At 43.2% G+C, this 22,527-nt stretch carries 21 protein-coding genes and 1 pseudogene; 6 read left to right on the forward strand and 16 right to left on the reverse strand.

Translation table 11 applies throughout. The annotated features are described in order from the left end of the window. Positions 1-11: 11 nt before the first annotated feature. The 3 genes from LRM46_RS00995 to LRM46_RS01005 are packed head-to-tail and all read right to left on the reverse strand — an operon-like array spanning position 12 to position 2,213. A complete protein-coding gene (locus LRM46_RS00995; protein ID WP_275973527.1) occupies positions 12-734 on the reverse strand; it encodes an amino acid ABC transporter ATP-binding protein in 723 nt (240 codons plus the stop codon). Beyond that, complete coding sequence (locus LRM46_RS01000) at positions 715-1,425, reverse strand: amino acid ABC transporter permease (protein WP_243813217.1); 711 nt, start codon at positions 1,423-1,425, stop codon at positions 715-717. Before LRM46_RS01000 ends, LRM46_RS00995 begins: the two co-directional genes overlap by 20 nt. Next, the gene (locus LRM46_RS01005; RefSeq protein ID WP_243813218.1) at positions 1,422-2,213 is read right to left on the reverse strand and encodes a basic amino acid ABC transporter substrate-binding protein; all 792 of its coding nucleotides are present in this window, start codon (positions 2,211-2,213) and stop codon (positions 1,422-1,424) included. Before LRM46_RS01005 ends, LRM46_RS01000 begins: the two co-directional genes overlap by 4 nt. A 52-nt stretch (positions 2,214-2,265) precedes the next feature. Between LRM46_RS01005 and LRM46_RS01010 the strand changes: the two genes are divergently transcribed. Next, the gene (locus LRM46_RS01010) at positions 2,266-3,831 is read left to right on the forward strand and encodes an LTA synthase family protein (protein ID WP_243813219.1); all 1,566 of its coding nucleotides are present in this window, start codon (positions 2,266-2,268) and stop codon (positions 3,829-3,831) included. On the opposite strand, the gene galE is transcribed toward LRM46_RS01010, so the two are convergent. Next, positions 3,828-4,841, reverse strand: a complete 1,014-nt coding sequence (gene galE / locus LRM46_RS01015) for a UDP-glucose 4-epimerase GalE (protein ID WP_243813220.1) — start codon at positions 4,839-4,841, stop codon at positions 3,828-3,830. The genes LRM46_RS01010 and galE overlap by 4 nt on opposite strands. A 158-nt stretch (positions 4,842-4,999) precedes the next feature. Here galE and LRM46_RS01020 point away from each other — a divergent pair. The 3 genes and pseudogenes from LRM46_RS01020 to LRM46_RS01030 all read left to right on the forward strand — a co-directional run. Beyond that, positions 5,000-7,138: pseudogene (locus tag LRM46_RS01020) on the forward strand (ATP-dependent Clp protease ATP-binding subunit); the annotation flags it as partial. 7 nt (positions 7,139-7,145) lie between these two features. After that, the gene (locus LRM46_RS01025; protein ID WP_243813221.1) at positions 7,146-7,745 is read left to right on the forward strand and encodes a hypothetical protein; all 600 of its coding nucleotides are present in this window, start codon (positions 7,146-7,148) and stop codon (positions 7,743-7,745) included. Then, the gene (locus LRM46_RS01030) at positions 7,742-8,458 is read left to right on the forward strand and encodes a DsbA family protein (RefSeq protein ID WP_243813222.1); all 717 of its coding nucleotides are present in this window, start codon (positions 7,742-7,744) and stop codon (positions 8,456-8,458) included. The genes LRM46_RS01025 and LRM46_RS01030 overlap by 4 nt, the downstream gene beginning before the upstream one ends. A gap of 6 nt (positions 8,459-8,464) precedes the next feature. Here LRM46_RS01030 and LRM46_RS01035 read toward each other — a convergent pair whose 3' ends face one another. Continuing rightward, positions 8,465-9,058 (reverse strand): hypothetical protein, encoded by a 594-nt coding sequence (locus tag LRM46_RS01035; RefSeq protein WP_243813223.1) that lies wholly within the window; start codon positions 9,056-9,058, stop codon positions 8,465-8,467. A gap of 296 nt (positions 9,059-9,354) precedes the next feature. Then, positions 9,355-10,881, reverse strand: coding sequence for a lysine--tRNA ligase (gene lysS, locus LRM46_RS01040; protein WP_243813224.1), 1,527 nt, complete (start codon positions 10,879-10,881; stop codon positions 9,355-9,357). A 70-nt stretch (positions 10,882-10,951) separates the two neighbouring features. Between lysS and LRM46_RS01045 the strand changes: the two genes are divergently transcribed. Further along, a complete protein-coding gene (locus LRM46_RS01045) occupies positions 10,952-11,164 on the forward strand; it encodes a hypothetical protein (protein WP_243813225.1) in 213 nt (70 codons plus the stop codon). 446 nt (positions 11,165-11,610) lie between these two features. On the opposite strand, the gene LRM46_RS01050 is transcribed toward LRM46_RS01045, so the two are convergent. Together LRM46_RS01050 and LRM46_RS01055 are read right to left on the reverse strand one after the other, a co-directional pair. Beyond that, a complete protein-coding gene (locus LRM46_RS01050) occupies positions 11,611-12,729 on the reverse strand; it encodes an ABC transporter permease (RefSeq protein ID WP_243813226.1) in 1,119 nt (372 codons plus the stop codon). A 1-nt stretch (position 12,730) separates the two neighbouring features. Further along, positions 12,731-13,492: an ABC transporter ATP-binding protein gene (locus LRM46_RS01055; RefSeq protein WP_243813227.1), complete on the reverse strand. Its 762-nt coding sequence runs from the start codon at positions 13,490-13,492 to the stop codon at positions 12,731-12,733. 94 nt (positions 13,493-13,586) lie between these two features. Between LRM46_RS01055 and LRM46_RS01060 the strand changes: the two genes are divergently transcribed. After that, on the forward strand, positions 13,587-15,023 hold the full coding sequence (locus LRM46_RS01060) for a polysaccharide deacetylase family protein (RefSeq protein WP_243813228.1): 1,437 nt from the start codon (positions 13,587-13,589) through the stop codon (positions 15,021-15,023). A gap of 2 nt (positions 15,024-15,025) precedes the next feature. Here the strand turns inward: LRM46_RS01060 and LRM46_RS01065 are convergent, their stop codons facing one another. The 8 genes from LRM46_RS01065 to LRM46_RS01100 form a co-directional block, all read right to left on the reverse strand. Then, complete coding sequence (locus LRM46_RS01065) at positions 15,026-15,247, reverse strand: DUF167 domain-containing protein (RefSeq protein WP_243813229.1); 222 nt, start codon at positions 15,245-15,247, stop codon at positions 15,026-15,028. 30 nt (positions 15,248-15,277) lie between these two features. Continuing rightward, on the reverse strand, positions 15,278-15,982 hold the full coding sequence (locus LRM46_RS01070) for a hypothetical protein (protein ID WP_243813230.1): 705 nt from the start codon (positions 15,980-15,982) through the stop codon (positions 15,278-15,280). 15 nt (positions 15,983-15,997) lie between these two features. Then, positions 15,998-17,725, reverse strand: a complete 1,728-nt coding sequence (locus LRM46_RS01075) for a hypothetical protein (protein WP_243813231.1) — start codon at positions 17,723-17,725, stop codon at positions 15,998-16,000. After that, positions 17,722-18,384: a ferredoxin--NADP reductase gene (locus LRM46_RS01080; RefSeq protein WP_243813232.1), complete on the reverse strand. Its 663-nt coding sequence runs from the start codon at positions 18,382-18,384 to the stop codon at positions 17,722-17,724. The genes LRM46_RS01075 and LRM46_RS01080 overlap by 4 nt, the downstream gene beginning before the upstream one ends. Next, positions 18,369-19,109: an anaerobic ribonucleoside-triphosphate reductase activating protein gene (locus LRM46_RS01085; protein WP_243813233.1), complete on the reverse strand. Its 741-nt coding sequence runs from the start codon at positions 19,107-19,109 to the stop codon at positions 18,369-18,371. Before LRM46_RS01085 ends, LRM46_RS01080 begins: the two co-directional genes overlap by 16 nt. Next, positions 19,060-21,186: a ribonucleoside triphosphate reductase gene (locus tag LRM46_RS01090; RefSeq protein WP_243813234.1), complete on the reverse strand. Its 2,127-nt coding sequence runs from the start codon at positions 21,184-21,186 to the stop codon at positions 19,060-19,062. The genes LRM46_RS01085 and LRM46_RS01090 overlap by 50 nt, the downstream gene beginning before the upstream one ends. A 176-nt stretch (positions 21,187-21,362) precedes the next feature. Continuing rightward, positions 21,363-22,373 carry a hypothetical protein gene (locus LRM46_RS01095; RefSeq protein ID WP_243813235.1) on the reverse strand — a complete coding sequence of 337 codons (1,011 nt, stop codon included), beginning with the start codon at positions 22,371-22,373 and terminating at the stop codon, positions 21,363-21,365. Further along, entirely contained in the window at positions 22,340-22,510 is a 171-nt protein-coding gene (locus LRM46_RS01100; RefSeq protein ID WP_243813236.1) for a hypothetical protein, read from the reverse strand. The genes LRM46_RS01095 and LRM46_RS01100 overlap by 34 nt, the downstream gene beginning before the upstream one ends. Positions 22,511-22,527 lie beyond the last annotated feature (17 nt).

Here is a 22,527-nt window from a genome sequence, read left to right on the forward strand (position 1 = left end):
GGTCACTCGGGTTATTTGGCGAAGAATTTTTTGGCACGTTCAGTTTTCGGGTGATCCATTACCTGAGCTGGCGTGCCATTTTCGATTATTTCTCCCTTATCCAGAAAAATCATCCGCGTCCCAACTTCGCGGGCAAATTTCATTTCGTGCGTAACGATTACCATCGTCATTCCCTTTTTGGCAACTTTTCTAATCACATCCAAAACTTCGCCAATCATCTCTGGGTCTAACGCTGAAGTCGGCTCATCAAAAAGCATAATTTTCGGCTCCATCGCCAGCGCCCGCGCAATTGCCACTCGCTGTTTTTGACCGCCAGACAAACTATTCGGCGAAGCGTCTGCTTTATCCAATAACCCAACATCGTCCAATAAACCTCGCGCCAATTTTGTCGCTTTTTGATCTGAAAATTTACGTAGCTTTTTCGGAGCTAATTTAATATTTTCAATCACACTCAAATTTGGAAACAGATTAAATTGCTGAAAGACCATGCCAATATTCTGACGCAAGGCGTTCAAGTTTACGTGTGGATCAGTAATTTTCACTCCATCGACGATAATCTCACCCGAAGTCGGTTCCTCCAGCAAGTTCAGACAACGCAAGAACGTCGACTTGCCAGAACCAGACGAGCCAACCACCACGACAATCTCGCCCTCTTCAATTTCCACATCAATATCGCGAAGAACTCGATTTGTGCCAAATGTTTTTTTCAAGTTTTTAACGCTGATCATCGTCATGCTTCAATTTCCTTTCTACTCGCGCCATTACTCGCGTAAAAATCGCCGTCAAAATTAAGTACATCGCCGCAGCGGCAAATAGCGATTGAAAAGCTGTCGCCGTTTGAAAACGAATATTGTCCGCGCCTCGCATAATATCATTCAGACCAATCCAACCAACAACCGAAGTTTCCTTTAATAGCGCGATAAATTCACTAATCAACGCCGGCAACGAATTCTTCATCGCTTGCGGCAAAATAACTAGCCGCATTGCCTGCCAATTACTCAAACCCAAAGACCTGGCTGCTTCCATTTGCCCCTTGTCGATACTCTGAATTCCGCCACGAATAATCTCAGCGATATATGCACCGCTATTTATCCCGAACGCCACCGCCGCCACAAAAATCTTCGGCATAAATTGGTACGACCCAAAAACGACGTAATACATAATCAATAGTTGAACCAAAAGTGGCGTGCCGCGAATAATATCGACATAAATTTTTCCCAGACTGGCCAGCGGATTAAAGTTCGCGAGTCTGCTCGTTTTCATCCTGCCAAATGGTCGTAAATTCGACGTGCGCATCAGGGCAACAAGTACACCAATTGCCGATCCTAAAATCAGCGACAACACAGTCAAAACCAGCGTCACTTCTAATCCATGCCATAAAAATAGCCATCGACCGCCGCCAAAAATCACTTCCCAAAAATTCACGATTTAGCCTCCTCACCAAAATATTTGCGGATCAGCTTTTCATAGCGACCATCTTTTTTCATCTTGGCAATTTCTTTATTAACCTTTTCTAAGAGGTCTTTATTGTCCTTTTTAATAGCAATCGCATAACTTTCATCGCTGAGCGCGCCCGGTAAGATTTCTAAGTCAGAAAATCCAGCCGAATACTGCTTTGCGGGAGCGTCGTCCAGAATAACCGCTTCAATTTTTCCCGAACTTAATTCCTGCAAAACACTCGGCGCGGTTTGGAATTGTGTGACTGATGCGCCAGCAATTTTAGACGCCAAAGTATCGCCAGTCGTACCCAGCTGTACGCCAATTTTTCGCCCTGGCAATTGATATTTATTGCGAATCGGACTGCCCTTTTTAACAATTATTCTCTGTGACGCCGAATAATACGGATCCGAAAACAACGCATTTTTTTCTCGCTCAGGCGTCACTGTCATTCCAGCCGCCACCATATCAATTTGCCCACTATCCAGCGCCGGAAGTAGCCCGTCAAACGACATATCTTCGACCTTCAAATCTTTACCCAAGCTTTTAGCAATTTCCCTAGCCAGATCAACATCAAAACCGACCACTTGATTATTATCAATATATTCAAACGGCTTAAATCCAGCATTCGTACCCATCACTAAAACATCAGTTTTTGAGCCAATTACGCCATCTCGATGTAAAATATCGCCCAACATCAAACAAATCATCCCCGCAAATAAAACCACCCCAATCCACCAACTAATTCCGAATGTGCGCGTCTTATTCTTGCTCATGCTTTTATTATACCCCTTCATTCGCAAAAAACGTAAGTGATATAATAGAATGGTGAGAAAAATTAAATTTACCAAACGTTTCTGGATTAAATCAATATCAATCATTTTGCTTTTTTTGGCGGCGTTTTGCTTAATTGCGGCGCGCTATAAATATATCGTCTTTAAAAATTCGCAAATCGACGAGATAATTTTTTATTTTGTTAACGGATTAGCTGGCGGCAAATCTGACAATTTATGGTCGGCCGTCCTGCAAAATCTTCCGCTAGTTTTCTTATTATTCGGCGCTTTATTAATCCCAATGTTCGACAAATCGATCTCTTTCATAAATCGCATAATCGCCTTCTGTTTGAAAAAAATCAAATCATCACGAAAACTCACTTTGCCGTTTTTGAGATTACGAAATCAAGCAATTTACTCGCTGAGTATGTTTTTAATTGCAATTGTCCTTCTCATTCAAAGTTTTGGCATCCCTAACTATATTTATGCCCTAACCCAATCGACCAAATTATACGAAGAAAATTATGTTAATCCAAAAACCGCCAAATTGACTTTTCCAGAGAAAAAACGCAACTTAATATACATCTATTTAGAGTCAATGGAAAACACTTTGGCATCAAAGGCTAATGGCGGCAGCTCCGAAACCTCCATTATTCCAGAGCTGGAAGAATTGGCGTTAAAAAATACCTCATTCTCAAACAAAGCATCCGGTGTCGGCGGCGCCTTGCCTGCAACAAACACTGGCTGGACTGTGGCAGGAATGGCTGCGCAATCTACTGGCGTCCCACTGAAAGAAAACTTGGTTGGCGGACGCGATCATAACGCCCTGGGCGAGTTTAAAAAGTTCCTGCCGGGCGCTTATGGTCTTGGTGAGATTTTAGAAAAACAAGGCTACAATCAAACATTTGTTATGGGATCTGAGGCGAGTTTTGGCGGACGCGATAAATTATTAACTCAACACGGCAATTTCAATATCGAAGATTACAATTACGCCAAAAAACACGGAAAAATCTCCGAAGATTACAAAGTTTGGTGGGGCTATGAAGACAAAAAATTATTCCAATTTGCCCGCGAAGAAGCCTCGCGCTTGGCGGCGTCAGACAAGCCATTTAACTTGCAATTATTGACCGCTGACACGCATTTTACCGATGGCTATTTGGATGAAACCTGCGCTAAAACCTTCAGCAATCAATACGATAATGTTCACGCTTGCTCCTCAAAACAAGTCGCCGCATTCGTCAATTGGGTTAAATCTCAGCCATTTTATGAAAACACCACGATTGTCATTTCTGGCGACCATTTAGGAATGCAAACTTCATACTACGACGAAAAAATTGGCGGAACTAATTATCAACGAACCATTTACAACACGTTTATAAATCCAGCCATTTCGACTAGTCACTCAAAGAACCGTCAATTCACGACATTCGATATGTATCCGTCAACTTTGGCGGCGCTGGGAGTTGAAATTGACGGCGACCGATTAGGTCTGGGCACAAACTTATTTTCTGGAAAGAAAACCTTAGTCGAGCAATATGGCGGAATTGAAAACTTAAATTCAGAACTTTCCAAACGTTCCGCTTATTACGAAAATAAGATTTTCACCAAATCCGGCAATTAGCCATTGTAGCCATTTGGATTATTGCTCTGCCAATTCCAAGCGTCGCGGCAAGCATCTTCAATTGTCAATTCTGCTCGCCAACCTAACTCTCTTTCTGCCAATCCTGGGTCTGCATAGCACGTCGCAATGTCACCTGCTCGACGTGGCGTAACTTGATACGGAACATCGCGACCAGAAGCTTTCTCAAACGCCTTCACTAATTCCAAAACCGAAGTACCGCGTCCAGTGCCGATATTATAGACTTTATACTCGTTCGGTCGGCCCAAATTCTCCAGAGCCGCCACGTGAGCCTTTGCCAAATCAACTACGTGAATGTAATCGCGCACGCCAGTTCCATCTGGAGTGTCATAATCGTCACCAAAAACACTCAAATGCTCTCGCTTACCAACAGCAACTTGCGACACAAACGGCAGAAGATTGTTCGGGATCCCTGAGGGATTTTCCCCGATGCGACCACTCGGATGTGCGCCAACTGGATTAAAATAGCGGAGAGACGTAAATTGCCAATCTTGATTCGTCGCAGAAATGTCGCGAAGCATTTGCTCAATCATCAGCTTTGTCTGACCGTATGGATTTGTGGCAGACAACGGCATATCTTCGGTAATTGGCAATCGAGCTGGATCACCATAAACTGTTGCCGAACTAGAAAACACCAATTTCTTCACGTCAAATTCTTGCATAACATCAAGCAAAACCAACGTGCTTTCGAGGTTATTTTTATAATAAAGAAGCGCCTTTTCAACCGATTCACCAACCGCCTTCAACCCAGCAAAATGAATCACGGCGTCAATTTTCTCAGACTTAAATAATTCTGATAGTCGCTGATGATCACATAAATCGAATTCGTGAAACGGTATTGATTGACCGGTGATTTCTTCAACTCGCCTCAGACTCTCGACGGATGAATTTGATAAATTATCGACCACCACTACGTTATGATTTGATGATAATAGTTCGATGATAGTGTGACTGCCGATATATCCAGCGCCACCAGTGACAAGAATATTCATACACTTATTATACTACAAAAAGCCTATTTATTTTATTAGCACTCTTGCACTGAGAGTGCTAATTTGTTATGATAGCTACATCAAATTTCACCATTCTGTCTTTTACTGGGGCGCAACAAATTAGGACTAAAAACCAAAAGGAGGATTTTATGCCACCAAACATGAATCAAGAAGAAACAACTAAACCACTCGAAAAATTCGGTACAGACATAACGGCGCTAGCACGCGAGGGTAAACTCGATCCAGTGATCGGTCGAGATGAAGAAATTCGACGCACTATGCAGATTTTGAGTCGCCGCACTAAAAATAATCCCGTTCTCATTGGTGAGCCAGGAGTCGGTAAAACCGCAATTGTTGAGGCGTTGGCGCAGCGAATTGTCAAAGGCAACGTTCCCGCTTCACTGAAGGATAAGCGACTAATTTCCCTGGAAATTTCCAGTCTTCTGGCGGGCGCTAGTTTCCGTGGACAATTTGAAGATCGATTGAAAGCCGTTCTGAAAGAAGTAGAAGACGCAGCTGGTGAGATTATTCTTTTTGTCGATGAAATTCACACCATGGTTGGCGCTGGAAAAAGCGAAGGCAGCATGGACGCGGGAAATATGTTAAAACCAGCGCTGGCTCGCGGAAAATTACATATGATTGGCGCGACGACACTCGCTGAATATCGTCAGTATGTCGAAAAAGATGCCGCTCTAGAACGAAGATTCCAGCCAGTTTACGTTGGCGAACCAAGCTTTGATGACACTGTTGCCATTTTGCGCGGATTGAAGGAAAAATACGAAATTCATCACGGAGTAAAAATCGCTGATGACGCAATCGTGGCAGCCGCCAGATTGTCCACCAGGTATTTACCTGACAGATTCTTACCAGACAAAGCGGTTGACTTACTTGACGAAGCGACCAGCTCGCTCAAAATGCAGTTAGAAAGCGTGCCAATTGCGCTGGATCGATTGAACAATAGACGCTTGCAATTGGAAATCGAGGAAGCGGCGCTAAAAAAAGACAAATCCGACCACGCCAATATTCGCAAAAATGAGATCAAGGAGCAAATTGCCGAAATTCGCGCAAAAGCCGAAGTGATTGATAAAAAATGGCAACACGAAAAAGACATTTTGCAAACCGTCAACACGACTACCGAAAAAATGGACAATCTGCGCTCACAATTAGAGATTGCTGAACGCGACGCGGATTTAGCCACCGCCAGCCGCATTAAGTATGGCGACTTGCCGGAGCTGGAGAAAAAATTAGCAAGCGCTCGCGAAGAACTAGCGGCAATTCCAACTCACGACCGATTACTCCGCGAAGAAGTTACGCCTGATGACATCGCTGGCGTGGTGGCACGCTGGACCGGAATTCCAGTGGAGCGATTGATGGAAAGTGAATCTAGCAAATTGACCAAATTGGAAGAATCGATCAGCCGCCAAGTCATCGGGCAAGATCGCGCTGTGGCAGCCGTAGCAAGCGCCATCCGTAGGTCGCGTGCTGGACTTGGCGACGTTAATCGACCGATTGGCTCATTCCTATTCCTCGGCCCTACTGGCGTAGGAAAAACAGAAGTCGCGCGCAGTTTATGCCGTGAATTATTCGACGACGAACACGCCATGATTCGAATTGACATGAGTGAATACATGGAACGCCACGCCGTAGCCAGATTGATCGGTTCACCTCCAGGATATGTTGGTTACGATCAAGGCGGTCAATTGACGGAAGCCGTTAGACGGCGTCCGTATAGCGTGGTTTTGTTTGACGAAATCGAAAAAGCACATCCTGACGTGTTCAACGTGCTATTGCAAGTTTTGGACGACGGTCGATTGACGGACGGACAAGGACGAACGATTGACTTTAGTAACACCATTATCATCATGACCAGCAACGTCGGATCGCAAATGATTATGGACTACACGGGCGACGACATTAGCTCTCTCGACAATCAAATTTTAGAAACGCTTCGTGGCCATTTCCGTCCAGAATTCTTAAACCGAATCGACGACATTGTGATTTTTGATCGCATTCACCCTGAATCGATGCGCGCGATTGTTGATGTGCAATTAGAAAAAGTTGTTCGCCAAGTTAAGGATAGTCGCGACATAACGCTGAATTTTGACGATAGCGTTCGTGACATGTTGGCGCGAGACGGCTACGACCCAAGTTTCGGTGCTCGACCGCTTAAGCGTTTGATTCAAAAACGCGTGCTTGATCCTTTGGCGCTCGAACTGATCGACGGGCGAATTCACGACGGAGATACAGTAAAAGTTGCTGCCGTGGATGATCGAATTGCCTTTACGAATATCGTATAATGGGCGTATGGGTCGAATTCGCAGCAAGCAGGAATCCATCAAATCAGCAATTTTAGGAGTCGGCAGAATGCTTGGTTTACCGAAATATTTCCTGATAACAATTGTCGCGACCGTCGCCTTCGCCGTGATAATTTATTTCGCAATCAACGCCAATTTTTACGGGCCGCTGATGATGTCGCGCTTACCAATCATCGATAAAATCGCGCTGCTCGGTTCGATGATTATAGACATCTTCAAACAAAGTTTCACTTCACCAAATAGTGCGTTGCTTATGGTAGTGTCAATTCTTCAAGGTGTATCGATCGCCGCTGTAATTTTTACATCAAAGAATAATCGCGACAATGAAAAAACTGTATCTCGACAAGTCGGATTAAGCGGAATCGCATCAATTGCCGCAACAATTGGACTCGGCTGCGTTCCCTGCGGAACATCACTAATCTTGCCAATTGTAACCCTATTTTTCTCAGGAGCTGCCGCCGCCACCGCCGCAAATATCGCCAGCACAATAGTCCTGTTGTTAGCTTTACTGCTCAGTTTATTCTCGCTATATAAATCAGGTCAAATTATTTTTATGTACACAGAATTATCTAAACAGGAGAAAATATGAATCGACAAAAATCATCAGGCATAGCGCTTATTTGGGCTCTTTCGGGAATTGTAATCGTGGGAATTGTGGCTTTGTTTATTTATGGAATTGTCAATCGCCCGCCGAATCGTCACATTGGTGACAATAAACCATGGAACGAAAAAATGTCGCAAGGATCCGCTGACGCGAAAAACGTGTTCATTGATTATACTGACTATTTTTGTTCATTTTGCGCCGAAGTTGAAACCGCAACCGGCACAGAATTCTTCAAAAATGACTATATTAAATCCGGCAAAGTTCGTTATGAGCATCGCGTAGTGACACTATTAAAAGAGATGACCAACAATACCGAAACTGGTGCTCACGCTGCGTTTTGCGCTGCTGATCAAGATAAATATTGGCAGTACACTCACGATATTGTCCCGCGCATTAAAAGCGATTATTTCGATAAAGGAATTGGCGTAAAAAACGTTGCCGTGCCGAAGAAAATCCCTGCTCTTCCGCTGGAATATTTCCTAACTTCCGCCAAAAACGTCGGCATGAATGAATCACAATTTTCCGATTGCATGACCAAAAAGCCGCACCAAAAAGAAATTGATAGCAACACACAAAAAGCCTTGTCTCTTGGCGTGAACGGCTTGCCATATATGGTTGTTAACGATTATCAAACCAGCGGATTCGCCGGTGGCGAGAGTGGCTTAAGAGCAATTTTGAAGGCTGGCGGCGTTAAATAATTGTCACTATTTCAGTTGACTCATAAATCCACGCAGTTGAGATAAAGTCCGCTCTATTCTTTCATTAGTCCAATATTTATCTGGCGTGATATTATCGTCGCCAGTTGATTCCTCTTTGTAGCGGCCGATAATCTTGCCATTCTTGACAATCGATACATCAGGCACAAATATTCGAGGATTGCCATTTTTATCTTTTTCCAAATACGGTTCTAATTTCTTGACCAATTTTTGGTAAACTTCGTTGTTGCTAGCGCGAGCATCGCGAATATTCAAATAGTATATTTTATCAACACCTTCAGCCCGAGCTGCCCGATCAACGTGTTCGCTCAAATGCTGGCACCACGGACATTGCGGAAAGCCCAAAAAAATCACACCGCTGCCGTTATCAAAGATATCAAGGATTTCTTTATCGCTGGCATAAACGAAGCGATTATTCGCCGCCACTCGCGGATATTCTGACTTGAATTTGGCGGCGTCGGACACGTTAGTAGACGGAGCCTTCGGCCGCTCGGCAGAATGCTGGCGGTTATACCACAGCCCAGCCGCAGCGCCGCACAAGATGATTATGACTGAAATAATCGCAATAAGTTTTTTATTCATACCAAACCTCTTTTTCATAACGTCGTATCCCACTTCCGCGCGCGAATATGACTCATCACTAGCTCTTGCACTTCTTCAAATGTCATAATTCCCCCTTCTGGTGTAGCTTCACTATAGCTAGTCTAATTGTAATACAGCGTTAGCATTATGGAAAACGGTAAAAATCGCACAAAATAGAAAGGCAATTTCCCAAAACATAAAAGCTGTTTTCGAAAACAGAAAGAATGTTTTTAAGCAACAGATACGGCTATTCGATAAAAATTTCCACCTGAAAAGCTTAATCACTAGACGGGCTTCTACTTGACTAGTCGCAATCGCTCAATCAACCAATCCCGCGGCAAAATCGACAAGAACCAGCCAGCGCGTGGCCCGGAATCTTTGCCAATGAGCGCGCGGTAGATGGTGGTGAAGAGCTCCCGCGGCAGTAGCAAACCGCTCTCTTTGTAGGCGTAAATTGCTTGATGAAACCAGTTACCATCAGCCCCAGCCGGCGCCTCGGCGATATCGTCAGCTAATCGCCTCAAGTATTCTTTTTGCTCTGGCGAGAACTCATCGGGATTTACCTCGTCCGTCAGACGAAACTTCAATGACTCGGGCGCCCACTTTTCCAGCCACCGACTGACATAGCCTAGTTCTGTGATGATCACTGCTTCTTCCTCGTCGACGATGCGGGCATATTCCGAACTGCGCCGCAAAATCTCTACTGTTTTTACCATGTCGCACAGCGCCGCTTGGTATGAAATAACCAGATGCGAGAATGGAATTGAGCTGACCGCTGGCTGATCTAGCCCGTCAGTACACAAGAATAATAGCTGTTTATCAAGCTCATTTTGCGGATGCTGCTTCATCGCCGCGAAGTCGTCAACCAGCCGCACCAGGCTATCGGTCTCGTCAAAATACAGCCGCTTGGCTGGCGAATATCGAAGGATAAAGTAGCGCACTACCTCAGGCGGCAGCATATCAACAACGTCGTGTGCGTTCACGCCAGTACCCTTACTGGCGCTCATCTTTTTCGTATCACCGGTGCGATTAATAAATTCATATGGCACTGGTACTGGCGCATCAATGTCATAAACCTCGCGAGCGATCCGCTTGCCGGTATCATACGAACCGCCCTTCGTCGCGTGATCACGACCAAACGGCTCAACATCAACACCGAGCAGCCACCACCGCCCCGGCCAATCCAACCGCCAGTCCAGCTTTACCTGCCCGTCATCGTACCGAACCGTGTGCTCCGAGTCATCGTGACTACGATAGGTAATCGTTTTAGCATCGCTATCCATGCTGATGAACCGGCGATTTTTTAGCCGACCATGCTCCATGATTTGAATTGGCGACCACTGATCATCCAGCCGCCGACCCGATACTTCCTGGATGGCCGACTTAGCTTTGTCAATGCGGCTCAGCGAGCGCTCGATGGCTGGCACAAAAAACCCGCTCCGATATTTATCGCTAGCATAGACCACGTCCATAGTCACACCAATTTTATCGGCGCTGTCGAGGAATGGCTTCAAGCAAAAATCCGCCCACGAATCGTACCGATCATCTGGTGACGGCACCATGCAAAGTGGCATACCCAAGTACTGCTCATAACTAGCTGGCAAATTAACCGGCACTTTACGAAAGGCGTCGAGGTTGTCTGAAACGTGAACGTGACGCGCCCGAATGCCTGCTTTCTTCAGCGCCCGCACCACGGCGTCAGCAATGACGATCTCGCGCAAATGCCCCACATGATACACCCCCGACGGTGACGCACCCGAGGAAACCAAAATCTCTTTATTAGTATCCTGAAAAGTATTTATTATATCATTAAGCCACTTCATGTGCTATATTATACACTAGTGAGCGATCATTCCGGTGATATCATAGACGTAGTCCCATTTTCTACCTATCATGAGAGTCAAAAAAGCAATTAAAGTATTTGAAAAGATTCGCGACTTACCCTACGGAACAAGTGGCAGTAATGAAGTGTGGTCGTGTTACCAAAAATGCGTACTCTTGAAACAAGAACTGCAGCACATCGGCATTACCAGTCAATTGCTAATTGGTGTTTTTGACTGGCAAGACCTGCAGATCCCCGAATACATCCTCAAAATTCGCCGCTAACAATATGAGAGGCATGTGATACTACGCGTGTTTATTGATGAATTTGCGTACGATGTCGACCCATCAATAGATATTGGACTTACACCAATGTTACCTATGGCTTGCTGGGATGGCAAGTCAAGCACAACAACCATGGCACCGCTGCGATATCTGCGCGTCTATCGGCCACATTCCTTACATGAGCGTATTTTATCACAACTACGACGTAAGATATTTCGAAGTAACCCCGAGAGTTTTTATACTGCAATCGACATATGGTTAGCGACCATACGAGTAAGTTGATATTTTTTATTTTAGTGTGCTATATAGCTTTTACTCAGAGCTGCAGAGGGTGAAAATCACCTTCTCTTTGAGTAGGCTTGAGAGGAACTACTACTTGTTTCTCGGATTGAAAGATCCGCATTCAGCTTGAGTTCGTTCGGCGGGCTATTTTCATTGATATTATATTATTCCCACCTAAATAATTTAATAGCCACGAGGTAAATCGCAAAAGTCCAGGCTGCAATGATACCAAATTGCGGTAAAACTTCTACGAAGGTCGCATGCTCGGTCATGATTAATCGAAAGCCGTCCGTAACTGGCGTTATAGGGATAAATTGAGCAACGCTTCGCAACCATTCTGGAAATAGATAAAGTGGAAAAAACGTACCAGATAAAAACATCATTGGGAAAGAGATTAAGTTACTTAATGAGGAGGACTGATCTTCGTTCTCTGATAACCCAGCAATTAATAACCCCACACCCACAGTCATAAATGCAGACGATACAGACATCATTGCAAATAGTGTCCAGTCGCCTCGCATATTAAAGTGGAATATCAACGTCCCAGCGACAACCATCATAACCAAACTAAGCAAGGAAATCGTCGTATAATGAATTGCTGTGGAGATGATTAGCTGACCCGAAGTAAATGGCGCTGCACGTAACCGACGATATAAACCACGTTTCTTTTCAGCCGGTATTCGGTTAGCCAAGCCAAAAATACCTATACTCATCAAACTGAAAGTCAATAGTCCCGTAAACATGTAGTCAAACGATTTTAATTGCTCATCACCAATCGCTTTACCAACAGCTTTAAGCGGAGCTTCAGGTTGACCCATCTGACTATTGATACTATTGGTAATCTGATTCATCACTGCCACCAACGCGCCACCTGTTTGCTCAGAACCTTTGGAGTAAATAACATTCATCGTGCCTGTTGGAATAGGATGATTGCCATTATTTTTTATCGCACCAAAATTGCTTGGAAGCTCAATAATACCGTTAAGCTCCGACCGCTTCATTTTTTCACGTGCGTCATTCATATCTTTAACGTCTTTAATTTTGAGAATCGAATCCTTCGAATTTTCTTTGGCATTTTTAACGAAACTTTTGGCAAATTCCGTCTGCGAATTGTTGACAATTGCAATATTAAAACTGGTCGAATCATTACTAAAAACTGACCCAAAAACCAATAGAAAAATCAGCGGAAAAAGAAAAGTGAAAAATAGCGCCATTTTATCTCGGACGAAACGCTTTTGTTGAGCGCGAACTTGCCCGAATATTCCAATCCAATATTTTTTCATGTTAATCCCGAATTGCCTTTCCTGTTAAATCAATAAACACGTCCTCCAAATTGGCTTGCTCAACAACTTGTTCCTTCTTGAAACCGCGCGCCAATAATTGCTGGATGAGATTATGCGGCGTATCAATTGTGATAATCTTACCACTATCCATAATTGCCAGACGATCACACAATAATTCCGCCTCGTCCATATAATGCGTCGTCAAAAGAATCGTAATTCCCTCGTCGCGAATTTCCTCAATCAAGTCCCACAAATTTCGGCGCGCCTGCGGATCAAGCCCCGTGGTTGGCTCGTCCAGAAACAACACTTTCGGATTATTCACCAATGTTGAAGCAATCGCAAAACGCTGTTTTTGACCGCCAGAAAGTTGCTCGACATAATTCTTAGCCTTTTCCATCAATTGAACCTTAGCAAGCAGCGCCTCGGTATCAACCGTCCGACCATATAAACTACCAAACATTTTCAATTGTTCACGCAAAGTCAGTTTGTCATAAAAAGCCGTCGACTGAAGCTGAATGCCAATTATATTCTTAATGTCCTTAGGTTTCTTAGCGACATCTATGCCGTCAATTGTAGCCACGCCGCCGTCAATTGACCTGAGTGCTTCCAACATTTCCAACGTTGTTGTTTTGCCCGCGCCGTTAGGACCAAGGATCCCAAATATCTCGCCCTTTTTAACCTCAAACGACACGCCGTCGACCACGTTATTTCCATCATAAGTCTTAACGAGTTTATCGACTTTTATAATTGGCTCAAATTCCACTCCGCAAATTCCTCTCTGTTGTAATTTTGATCAAGCTAGTCTCTACTTATCATCAATAATAACAAAACCAAAATACTAGTGCTATACTTATAGTATGCGCATTCAGAGAAAAAAAGCAAAACCAAAATCGAAAAAACTATTTATTATCATACCGTTTTTGATATTGCTATTTTCGGCAGGGCTATTTGGGATATATTTCCTCAATCAATCACACTCGCGACAAACGACTGCGCCATCTGACGAAAAGTATTATTTTGCCGATTCGAAATATTCTGGCATTCGTTCAAAGTTCGTCACCAGAGATAACAAACGAGAAAAAGTTTCAATTGAATATCCAATCACGGAAAATGAAAAGATTAATCGCTTAATTAGTGAGTCGATTGATAAAATTGATCGCGATTTTCAAAATACGGTTTTACTGGCGACAGTTTTTGACAAGCCAATGACCGAAACAATTGGCTATCAAGTCACGCACAACACTTCAGAGGCGCTGTCAATTGTCGTCAATATTAAGCAGGATATGAACGGCGCACATCCAGCATCAATGACGCAATTTTGGACTTTCGACAAAAAATCTGGCGAAGTTGTCGGCTTAGCTGATTTTACAGAACAGTCCGATGAAGCCGCCGAAGCAATCATATCCGCTGCCAAAGACAGCATTTCTCAGACCATCAAGCAACGCCAGCAGCCAGAGATTGACCTGAATGAAATCATAAATAAAGAAGCTTTGTCTAATTTCATCATCACTAACGACGGCAATTCATTGGCTTGGCCACTCGGTCAAGCGTCGCTACTGCCATCATCTTACGGCGAATTGACAATTACCGTGCCAATTTCCTCCGTCTCTAAATATCTGCAAAACCCAACGGCGAGAAAATTCGCCAACATCCCCAAACCTGCAGAAAAACCAAAACCAGCGCCCGTAGCTCCAACGCCTACCGTCGCAAATAAAACAATTGCTCTAACTTTTGACGACGGACCCGGACCATACACCGAAAAACTGTTGGATATATTGGATAAGTACGACGCCAAAGCGACATTTTTCCTAATCGGCAGCAAAGTTTCAGCACGTGCCAATACATTACGCCGTATGCAGTCGCGCGGACATCAATTAGGTAATCACTCTTGGTCACATCCAGAGTTAAATAAGGTTTCAGCGGAGCAACTCGCTAGTGAAATTGACCAGACAAATAACGCCATAAAACAAGCCGTCGGCGCCAAACCTAACATCATACGTCCACCATATGGCGCGTTTAATCGGGCTGTTTTGGAGCAATTCCGTCAACGGGGAATGTCGGCAGTGGTTTGGTCTGTCGATACGCGCGACTGGGCTGATCGTAATAGCGAAATCGTCTGTTCAAGGGCTGTCGCTGGCGCTCGCAACGGAGCTGTGATTTTAATGCACGATATTCATCCGACATCCGTGAATGCCGTTCCTTGTATTCTTGACTCACTCAAGCAACAAGGCTATTCATTCGTAACGGTACAAAATTTAATCGGTGACATGACACCGGGCGCCGTTTATCCGTAAACTTAATCAATCTCAAATATCTTATATTTTGAAGTTGCGCCGTGCACTAATTTAACTTTGGACGATGCGACCTTAAAATGTTTTGCCAATAATTTAATAGCCGCCGCGTTGGCTCGACCTTCAATTGCTGGAGCTTTGACATAAACCGTCAATGTGTCGTCGTCATTTTTCACAACTTCCTCACGATGGCGAGAGTTTGGTTTAATGTGTACGGAGATTTTCATAATTAAGACAATTCTTATTTCTGTAACTTATTAATTGTTCTCTCTATGATTATCACTAGATGGTTCAAGCTTTAATAGTTGAGATAGGTCTCCCGTAAATATAGCCGAAATCTTACGAGAATCAACCTCAACCGTAACCAATCTTACCCCCGTAAAATCGCTAGATATACCGAAATTACTTCTAATATATTCGTCATCGTCAATTTTAATATTCTCAATAACTTTTATTTTTGGATTAATTAACCCATTAGCTTCTAGCGTCTTTAGTATTTTATACGGCACCATAATTTTTCCATTCTCATATTCTAAACGCCCCATAGCTGAAGCAAGCAGTAAAGAAAAAGTAGCAAAGATACTTAAGAAAAATACTGGATATGCAATGTATTGGACATAAGGTTGCCATTGTAATTCTCGTGCAACAAAAAATAATATAAGCAAGATGGTAGCTAACACAATCAATGCCCATACAATATGATGTGTTTTTACATACCAAGGATACACGGAGCCTCTCTTTTTTACAGGAATCATAATTATTTTATGGTTCTCTATGATGTTCCACGACAGAGGAATTCCTATTATGATGGTAAGTATAGTTATTGGTGCAACAAAAGATGTGCTAATAAAATATTTACTCAGCTCCGATTGGCTAAATAAAGGAACCATAGCCGCTATAAATGCAGCGACCAAACCTAAGATGCTTATTATATTTTGAAAACTAGAGTCTTTATCATTCATACGCTTATTATATATCTATTTGCACAATTCTTCTTGTTTCTTGATAGCAATTCTAACCGCCAACGAACCAACTAATGCTATCAGCTGAAAAAGTACACTAGAATTATAACTAACGTTCGAAGTCTTATCATCTTCCGGATTCAACGGGCTATCATCAACCCAAAGCCCCGAATAAACGCCGGATATATTTGTATTATTAGCGCCATCTTCGTCACAATTATAATTAGCTTTTTCCTCCGATGAATCATCTAGTAAAGTAGAAAATTCTTGAAAAACTGGAATATTTAAATCCCTATTCAAGACATTATCGGTATCATCACAATAATCGCTCGACTCTTCGATTTTTACAGAGCATTTTGACTTATCACAATCATCCGTAGCAACCAATTCGCTATATTCTTCAGTCAATTCAGTTTTTCCCGCGACTTTTTTTACAACCTCATCAACGACATTATTATGACCAATTTCATTATCGGCTAATTTCAAATCAGGAATAAATTGCCCTATTACTTCAGACTTGCTGGTCGGCAATTCTTCCAATTCACACACACCTTCTTCATCCAACTCTACACGATCACCCAAATCATCCGATTCACGCATAGCTTCTTCGCTCAATTCTATGCAATCACCCAAATCATCCACCGCATTATCCGTTTTACTCACAACCGCATGGCCGTCAGAAATCTCAGCCACAGCAACATTCTCCGAATCTTCGAAACATACTTCACGCTTTTCAAAATCGCGTTGCGGTAAAATTGACGAATCCTTCTTATTTTCTATCAACTCATTCATCGCCACATCAATTTCATTATTGACTTGAACAAAATCACGCACAGGCGAGGAATTTGTCTCGTTAGGAATAACTTTCTCGACCAGATTGTCCCTTGGAGTAGAATCTTCCAAAATCGGTACAGAGTTTATATCGTTTTCATTTCCTATATAGCTATCTTTCTTTTTAGGTAATTCTCTCGGCAATTCATCCTCTTTATCAACAGCCGGAGCTTGATTCTCAGAAGACACATCTTCTTTATGAATGTCTACTTTTTCATTGATGTCTTCCGAATCCACCAAGTTAATTTGATTAATCGCCTCAGTCTCGTCCGGATCTTCGTTAATTTTCGGCGGGATATTTTCTTTGATTATTTTCGCGCTTGGAATATTTTCCGACGACACACTCTCACTATCCAAACATTCATCATCCGTCGGTTTGTTCGCCTCATTACTTTCCGCCGATACGCGCATCGACGCATCATCATCGCTCACTTCCGACTTAACCGCAGGTTTTTCTGATGGACTATCTTTTTCAATCGACTCGGATGCCTTCTCTTCGTTATCAGCACTGACATATCCAGCAACAACAAAACCACAACCATCCTTCTCCATTAAGTCAGCTAAATAACTCTCTGGCTCTTTTGCTGCCAGACGCAAATTCTCTTCCGCAAAATTTCGCATTCTTAGTATTGGACAGTTTCCCGCCGCAGCGCAACTGTCGCACGCTGCGCTGGCTACGTTTTGGCAAATTTCCGATCGTCTTTCAGCGTCCAAACATTTTTCTGTTGCTTCCACTTCACTTTCTTCGGCAAATGACGTATCAATTTTCTCGCCGCTAGCAACCGCTTCTACCAAATTTAATTCAGCCGCATCATCATCAATTTCTGAAGATAAATCCTGAAAATTAGCATCACCATTCAACGCCGAAAAAACATTAAAATCGCCCGCTCCATTTGCCAAACCTTCGTTCATTGCTCAAAAAAAGTCTCTGTTGAAATTTTCAATTCGCTTACACCAGCGGCGGATAATTTTTGCCAAACATCTCTAACAAACGGCAAACTTCCACAGACCAAAAAATGCGCATCTTCTGGTGTTTCGTGAACAATTTTTTCTACATTAAATCGACCGTTAAACCAACCGTCTTTTTCTTCAACTTGCTGGCGAGTACTGAACTTCTTCACTTTAATATTTGATGCCGCTAGCTCATTTTCAAAAACCATATATTCTGGCGATTTTTGGCTAAAATATAAAAACGTCGGCTGGCTAGAATTTGCCATAACGCTCCAAATTGGACTAAGTCCACAGCCCGCAGCAATTCCGACCAAAGGACTTTCTGTTTGCGGATTGAAATCGCCATAAGCGTGGCTAATTTGTAATTTATCGCCAACATTCCGTGAACATAAATAGCTAGAAAATTCACCACCAACATTCTTCACGGTAATTGACATTAGCTCATCGTCAGGGGTAGAAGAAATGCTATAAGCCTTCCCTTCACGCACGCTACTACCATCAATAAAAACCGTAATATATTGTCCGGCGGTAAAGTCGAACGGTCGCGCAAAATATAACGTCTTCACCTCAGGATTTTCCTGACGGACGCGCACAATTTCAACCTCTAATGAATCACACATTCTCCAACGTACCTTTCCATTATTTTCTGAGCTTCTCTAAATTCTTCGTCAGTAAAAGTGTGGTAATTCGCAAACTTTGGACTAATTATCGTGCCAGTGCGAAAATGTTGCAAGGCAAATCTCTTCGCGCCCTTAACTAGCTCGCCAATCTTCTCAAAATCGCTGACTTCCAATTGCTCGCGGACAATTGTCGTACGGAATTCGTGATCAATTCCCGAATCAATCATCAACCGAACATTCTCCTTGATCGCTTCCAAATCAATCGGTCGTGCCGCAATTTCAACATATTTTTCCAGCGGACCTTTTACATCCATCGCAATAAAGTCAATCAGCCCTTCTTCGACCATTCCGCGAACTATATCTGGATGCGTGCCGTTGGTATCCAATTTAATATCAAAACCAAGTTTCTTAATCATCCGACATAACTCCGGCAAATCTTCATTTACCGTTGGTTCACCGCCAGAAATCACCACGCCGTCCAGCCGACCAACTCGCGATTTTAGAAATATCATCACTTCATCAACTGGAATACTCGGCGCCAATCGTTCAGGTAATACCAATTCAGGATTATGGCAATAACCGCACCGCATATTGCAACCAGAGAGAAACAGAGCTGCTGCCACGTGCCCTGGATAATCCACGAGCGACAGCTTCTGAATTCCACCAATTGACACTTTAAGCTGCCGCGACGGCGCTAAGTCGCTGGTGTTCGGCGGCATCGTCATAATGCTCCCTCATTTCAAATTCCGCTTGCTTGCCCTTATTCCATTGAGAAACTGGACGCAAGAAACCAACCACACGTGAGTAAACTTCAGTCGCTTCACCACACTTTGGACATTCTGGATGCTCACCAACAATATAGCCGTGATTCTTACAAATTGAGAAGCTTGGACTGAACGTGAAGTATGGCAATTTGTAATTTTCACAAATCGTTTTCACCAATTTTTTCAAAGTTTGTGGATCGTCCATGCGCTCACCCAAGAAGAAGTGAATCACCGTGCCACCTGTGTACTTGGTTTGCAAATTGTCCTGAAGATCCATCAATTCAAACAAATCGTCTGTGTAATTAACTGGCAAGTGGCTAGAGTTGGTATAGAACGGACATTTAACTTCCGCACCAATTCCGTTAGCAAAATGCGCTCGATCTGGAAAGCTGGCTTTATCAAGTTGCGCTAATCGATAAGTTGTGCCTTCAGCTGGCGTTGCCTCAAGATTGTAATTATTGCCAGTCTCCTTCTGATATTCCACCAAACGATCGCGCATAAAATCAAGCGTTTTCTCAGCAAAAGCCTTACCTTTTTCCGTGCCAATATCAACGCCCAACAAATTAAGCGCTGCCTCATTCGTGCCGATCAAACCAATGGTTGAAAAATGGTTCTTCCAATATTGGTTGAAGCGTTGCTTAATGTTTCGCAAATAAAACTTGGTGTACGGATACAAATTAGCGTCGGTCAATCGCTCCAAAACTTTACGCTTAGTTTCCAGGCTGTCTTTTGCCATATCCATAAGTTCAGCCAATCCCTTAAAGAACTCTTTTTCGTTCTTGGATTTTAGCGCCAGTCGCGGCAAGTTTATCGTTACCACACCGACCGAACCAGTCATTGGATTTGAGCCGAACAAGCCGCCGCCACGATATTCCAATTGACGATTATCAATACGCAATCGACAGCACATCGAGCGCGCATCTTCTGGATCCATGTCGGAATTAATGAAGTTTGAGAAGTATGGAATGCCGTATTTAGCGCTAGCTTCCCACAAACTTTCAATCACCGGATTATCCCAATTGAAATCCTTGGTGATATTAACTGTTGGGATCGGGAACGTAAAGACTCGACCATTAGCGTCACCCTCAGAAAGAACCTCCAACAGCGCCTTGTTTAACATATTCATTTCTTCTTGATATTCGCCATAAGTCGTATCCTGCATCTCGCCGCCAATAATCACTGGATTATCTGCCATGTGTTTTGGACATTCAAGGTCAAGTGTAATGTTGGTAAACGGCGTCTGGAAACCAACACGAGTCGGCACATTAACGTTAAAGACGAATTCTTGAATAGCCTGTTTTACTTCGTCATAGCTCAATTTGTCGGCACGAATAAATGGCGCTAATAGTGTATCAAAATCAGAGAAAGCCTGCGCACCAGCCGCTTCGCCCTGTAATGTATAAAAGAAGTTTACAACTTGACCAAGTGCTGATCGGAAATGCTTAGCTGGCTTAGAGGCAACCTTACCAGCCACGCCAGTAAATCCTTCTTGCAATAAGTCAGTCAGGTCCCAACCAACACAATAAACGCTTAACAAGTTAAGGTCGTGAATGTGCAAGTCGCCTTCTTTATGAGCCTGTCCAATCTTCGATGTATAAATCTTATCCAGCCAGTAAGTCTTCGTAATTTCCGCTGAAACATAGTTATTCAAACCCTGAAGGCTGTAACCCATATTAGAGTTTTCATTAACTTTCCAGTCCAAATTTTCCAGATATTTATCAATCAAATCAACGTGTGCATTAGAGGTAATTTCGCGCAATTTTTTATGCTGATCGCGGTAAATAATGTACGCCTTTGCAGTCTTCTTAAACTTAGAGTCAATCAACGCATCCTCAACAATGTCCTGAATATCTTCAACGCTTGGTAGACGTTTTTGGTTACGAGTTTCTAAAACATCCAAAACCTTGTCGGTCAATTCAACTGCTTGAGCGACGTCAAATTCACCAGTTTCCAGTCCTGCTTTTTCAATTGCTTTTTCAATTTTTTTCCGATCAAATTTAGCAGTTCGACCATCGCGTTTTTTAATTGATTTATACATTCCCCCTCCTTATTTATAAAAATAGCAAACCAGCCCAACCTCTCCAGTGGGTACATGTTGCAAAAAACGTTATTTATTTTCTAAAACACCATATGTAGTGCTTAATATTGAATATACACGCGATATATAGCGTCTGTCAATGAAAGTACATTGTATTATTTACATTTATGATCTCTTTACATAGATTGCAGCAAATCATAAGCAGCAGCCGCTGATAACGCCTGCATTTGACGAAGATTATCACCCGGCTTGAGTGGTGGTTTTAGGCTACGTGTAAGGAAAAATCCGACAAATGACGCCAGCATTTCCGCGTTCAACTCACCTAGCCACGGCGTTACGTCATGACCATGGCGCGCCATATCAACCAGAAATTCTGTCGCACCAGATCCCTGGGGCGCATAGGAAGCCCAGTTCCAGTCAACCAACTTCAACTCGCCAGTTTGCGGATTAAATGCCAAATTATCACTACGAACATCCGAATGATTAAAGCAGTCCTCCGTCTGCTTGGCAAATTCTTTAGCGCGCGCCGAAATATCAATCAACTCATCGCGCTTTTCTAACAGCTCAATTATAGCCTGACAACGCCGCTGATTAATCTCCAACTGATTTGGCAATAGTTTTTGATAATTATTAATCAATCGACGACGAATATCAGCGTCAGCAATAATCTGATCAATCCCATCATCTAAGCCAAGCTCTCTCGCCACAAACGGTTGTAGTTGCAATTCTTCAATCAGCTCCTGCGGCAATTTTATTTTTTCCAACTCGCGGACCGCGGTTATCACCGTCGAAATATAACGTTCCGCGACAGAGTTATCCGTCGGAGGTTGCCACAACCACCCATCTGACGAAGCGTAACTGCTCGTCATCAACACGTGACCATCATCGGCCAATTCAGTCCAATCAGCAACATATTGCGGATAAGTTTTCTGTAACAAGCGTGTTACTGCATAATCTTTTTTTAGCCAGCCTAATTCCCGCTCACCCTCATCCGACAATAAATTAGCATCAACTTCTTTAACGAAAATCGTTCGATCACCAGACGACACTAGTGCTCGGCGATTAAGCGAAAAGCCGCCACTTACTGGCGTGATCCGTAATTCAGATGAATCAACGTTTAGCTCCGCCGCCGCACACTGCAAGACTCTGTCGGTTAATAATTTATCGTGATCTGGCAATGTTTCCATGTATAAATTATAACATCATAATCATCAGGAAGCAGTTCGATAACCTTCACTGCCATCATTCGCCATAGGTTTGTTGTTAAATTGACCAATCTACTTTTATTTTTATTGCGCTTGTTGTTATAATTGGTGTCTAACATAAATTTAAGGGGAGTGT

Origin of the sequence: Candidatus Nanosynbacter sp. HMT-352 (assembly GCF_022819345.1) — a bacterium.
GTDB lineage: Bacteria > Patescibacteriota > Saccharimonadia > Saccharimonadales > Saccharimonadaceae > Nanosynbacter.

Bases quoted from the DNA above. Each gene is read 5' to 3' on its own strand.
- lysS (WP_243813224.1), bottom strand. From the start codon at position 10,881: ATGAAGTGGCTTAATGATATAATAAATACTTTTCAGGATACTAATAAA.
- LRM46_RS01075 (WP_243813231.1), bottom strand. From the start codon at position 17,725: ATGAACGAAGGTTTGGCAAATGGAGCGGGCGATTTTAATGTTTTTTCG.
- LRM46_RS01065 (WP_243813229.1), bottom strand. From the start codon at position 15,247: ATGAAAATCTCCGTACACATTAAACCAAACTCTCGCCATCGTGAGGAA.
- LRM46_RS01085 (WP_243813233.1), bottom strand. From the start codon at position 19,109: ATGACGATGCCGCCGAACACCAGCGACTTAGCGCCGTCGCGGCAGCTT.
- LRM46_RS01030 (WP_243813222.1), top strand. From the start codon at position 7,742: ATGAATCGACAAAAATCATCAGGCATAGCGCTTATTTGGGCTCTTTCG.
- LRM46_RS01035 (WP_243813223.1), bottom strand. From the start codon at position 9,058: ATGAATAAAAAACTTATTGCGATTATTTCAGTCATAATCATCTTGTGC.
- LRM46_RS00995 (WP_275973527.1), bottom strand. From the start codon at position 734: ATGACGATGATCAGCGTTAAAAACTTGAAAAAAACATTTGGCACAAAT.
- LRM46_RS01050 (WP_243813226.1), bottom strand. From the start codon at position 12,729: ATGAAAAAATATTGGATTGGAATATTCGGGCAAGTTCGCGCTCAACAA.
- LRM46_RS01100 (WP_243813236.1), bottom strand. From the start codon at position 22,510: ATGTTAGACACCAATTATAACAACAAGCGCAATAAAAATAAAAGTAGA.
- LRM46_RS01070 (WP_243813230.1), bottom strand. From the start codon at position 15,982: ATGAATGATAAAGACTCTAGTTTTCAAAATATAATAAGCATCTTAGGT.
- LRM46_RS01005 (WP_243813218.1), bottom strand. From the start codon at position 2,213: ATGAGCAAGAATAAGACGCGCACATTCGGAATTAGTTGGTGGATTGGG.
- LRM46_RS01095 (WP_243813235.1), bottom strand. From the start codon at position 22,373: ATGGAAACATTGCCAGATCACGATAAATTATTAACCGACAGAGTCTTG.
- LRM46_RS01045 (WP_243813225.1), top strand. From the start codon at position 10,952: ATGAGAGTCAAAAAAGCAATTAAAGTATTTGAAAAGATTCGCGACTTA.
- LRM46_RS01080 (WP_243813232.1), bottom strand. From the start codon at position 18,384: ATGTGTGATTCATTAGAGGTTGAAATTGTGCGCGTCCGTCAGGAAAAT.
- galE (WP_243813220.1), bottom strand. From the start codon at position 4,841: ATGAATATTCTTGTCACTGGTGGCGCTGGATATATCGGCAGTCACACT.
- LRM46_RS01025 (WP_243813221.1), top strand. From the start codon at position 7,146: ATGGGTCGAATTCGCAGCAAGCAGGAATCCATCAAATCAGCAATTTTA.
- LRM46_RS01090 (WP_243813234.1), bottom strand. From the start codon at position 21,186: ATGTATAAATCAATTAAAAAACGCGATGGTCGAACTGCTAAATTTGAT.
- LRM46_RS01060 (WP_243813228.1), top strand. From the start codon at position 13,587: ATGCGCATTCAGAGAAAAAAAGCAAAACCAAAATCGAAAAAACTATTT.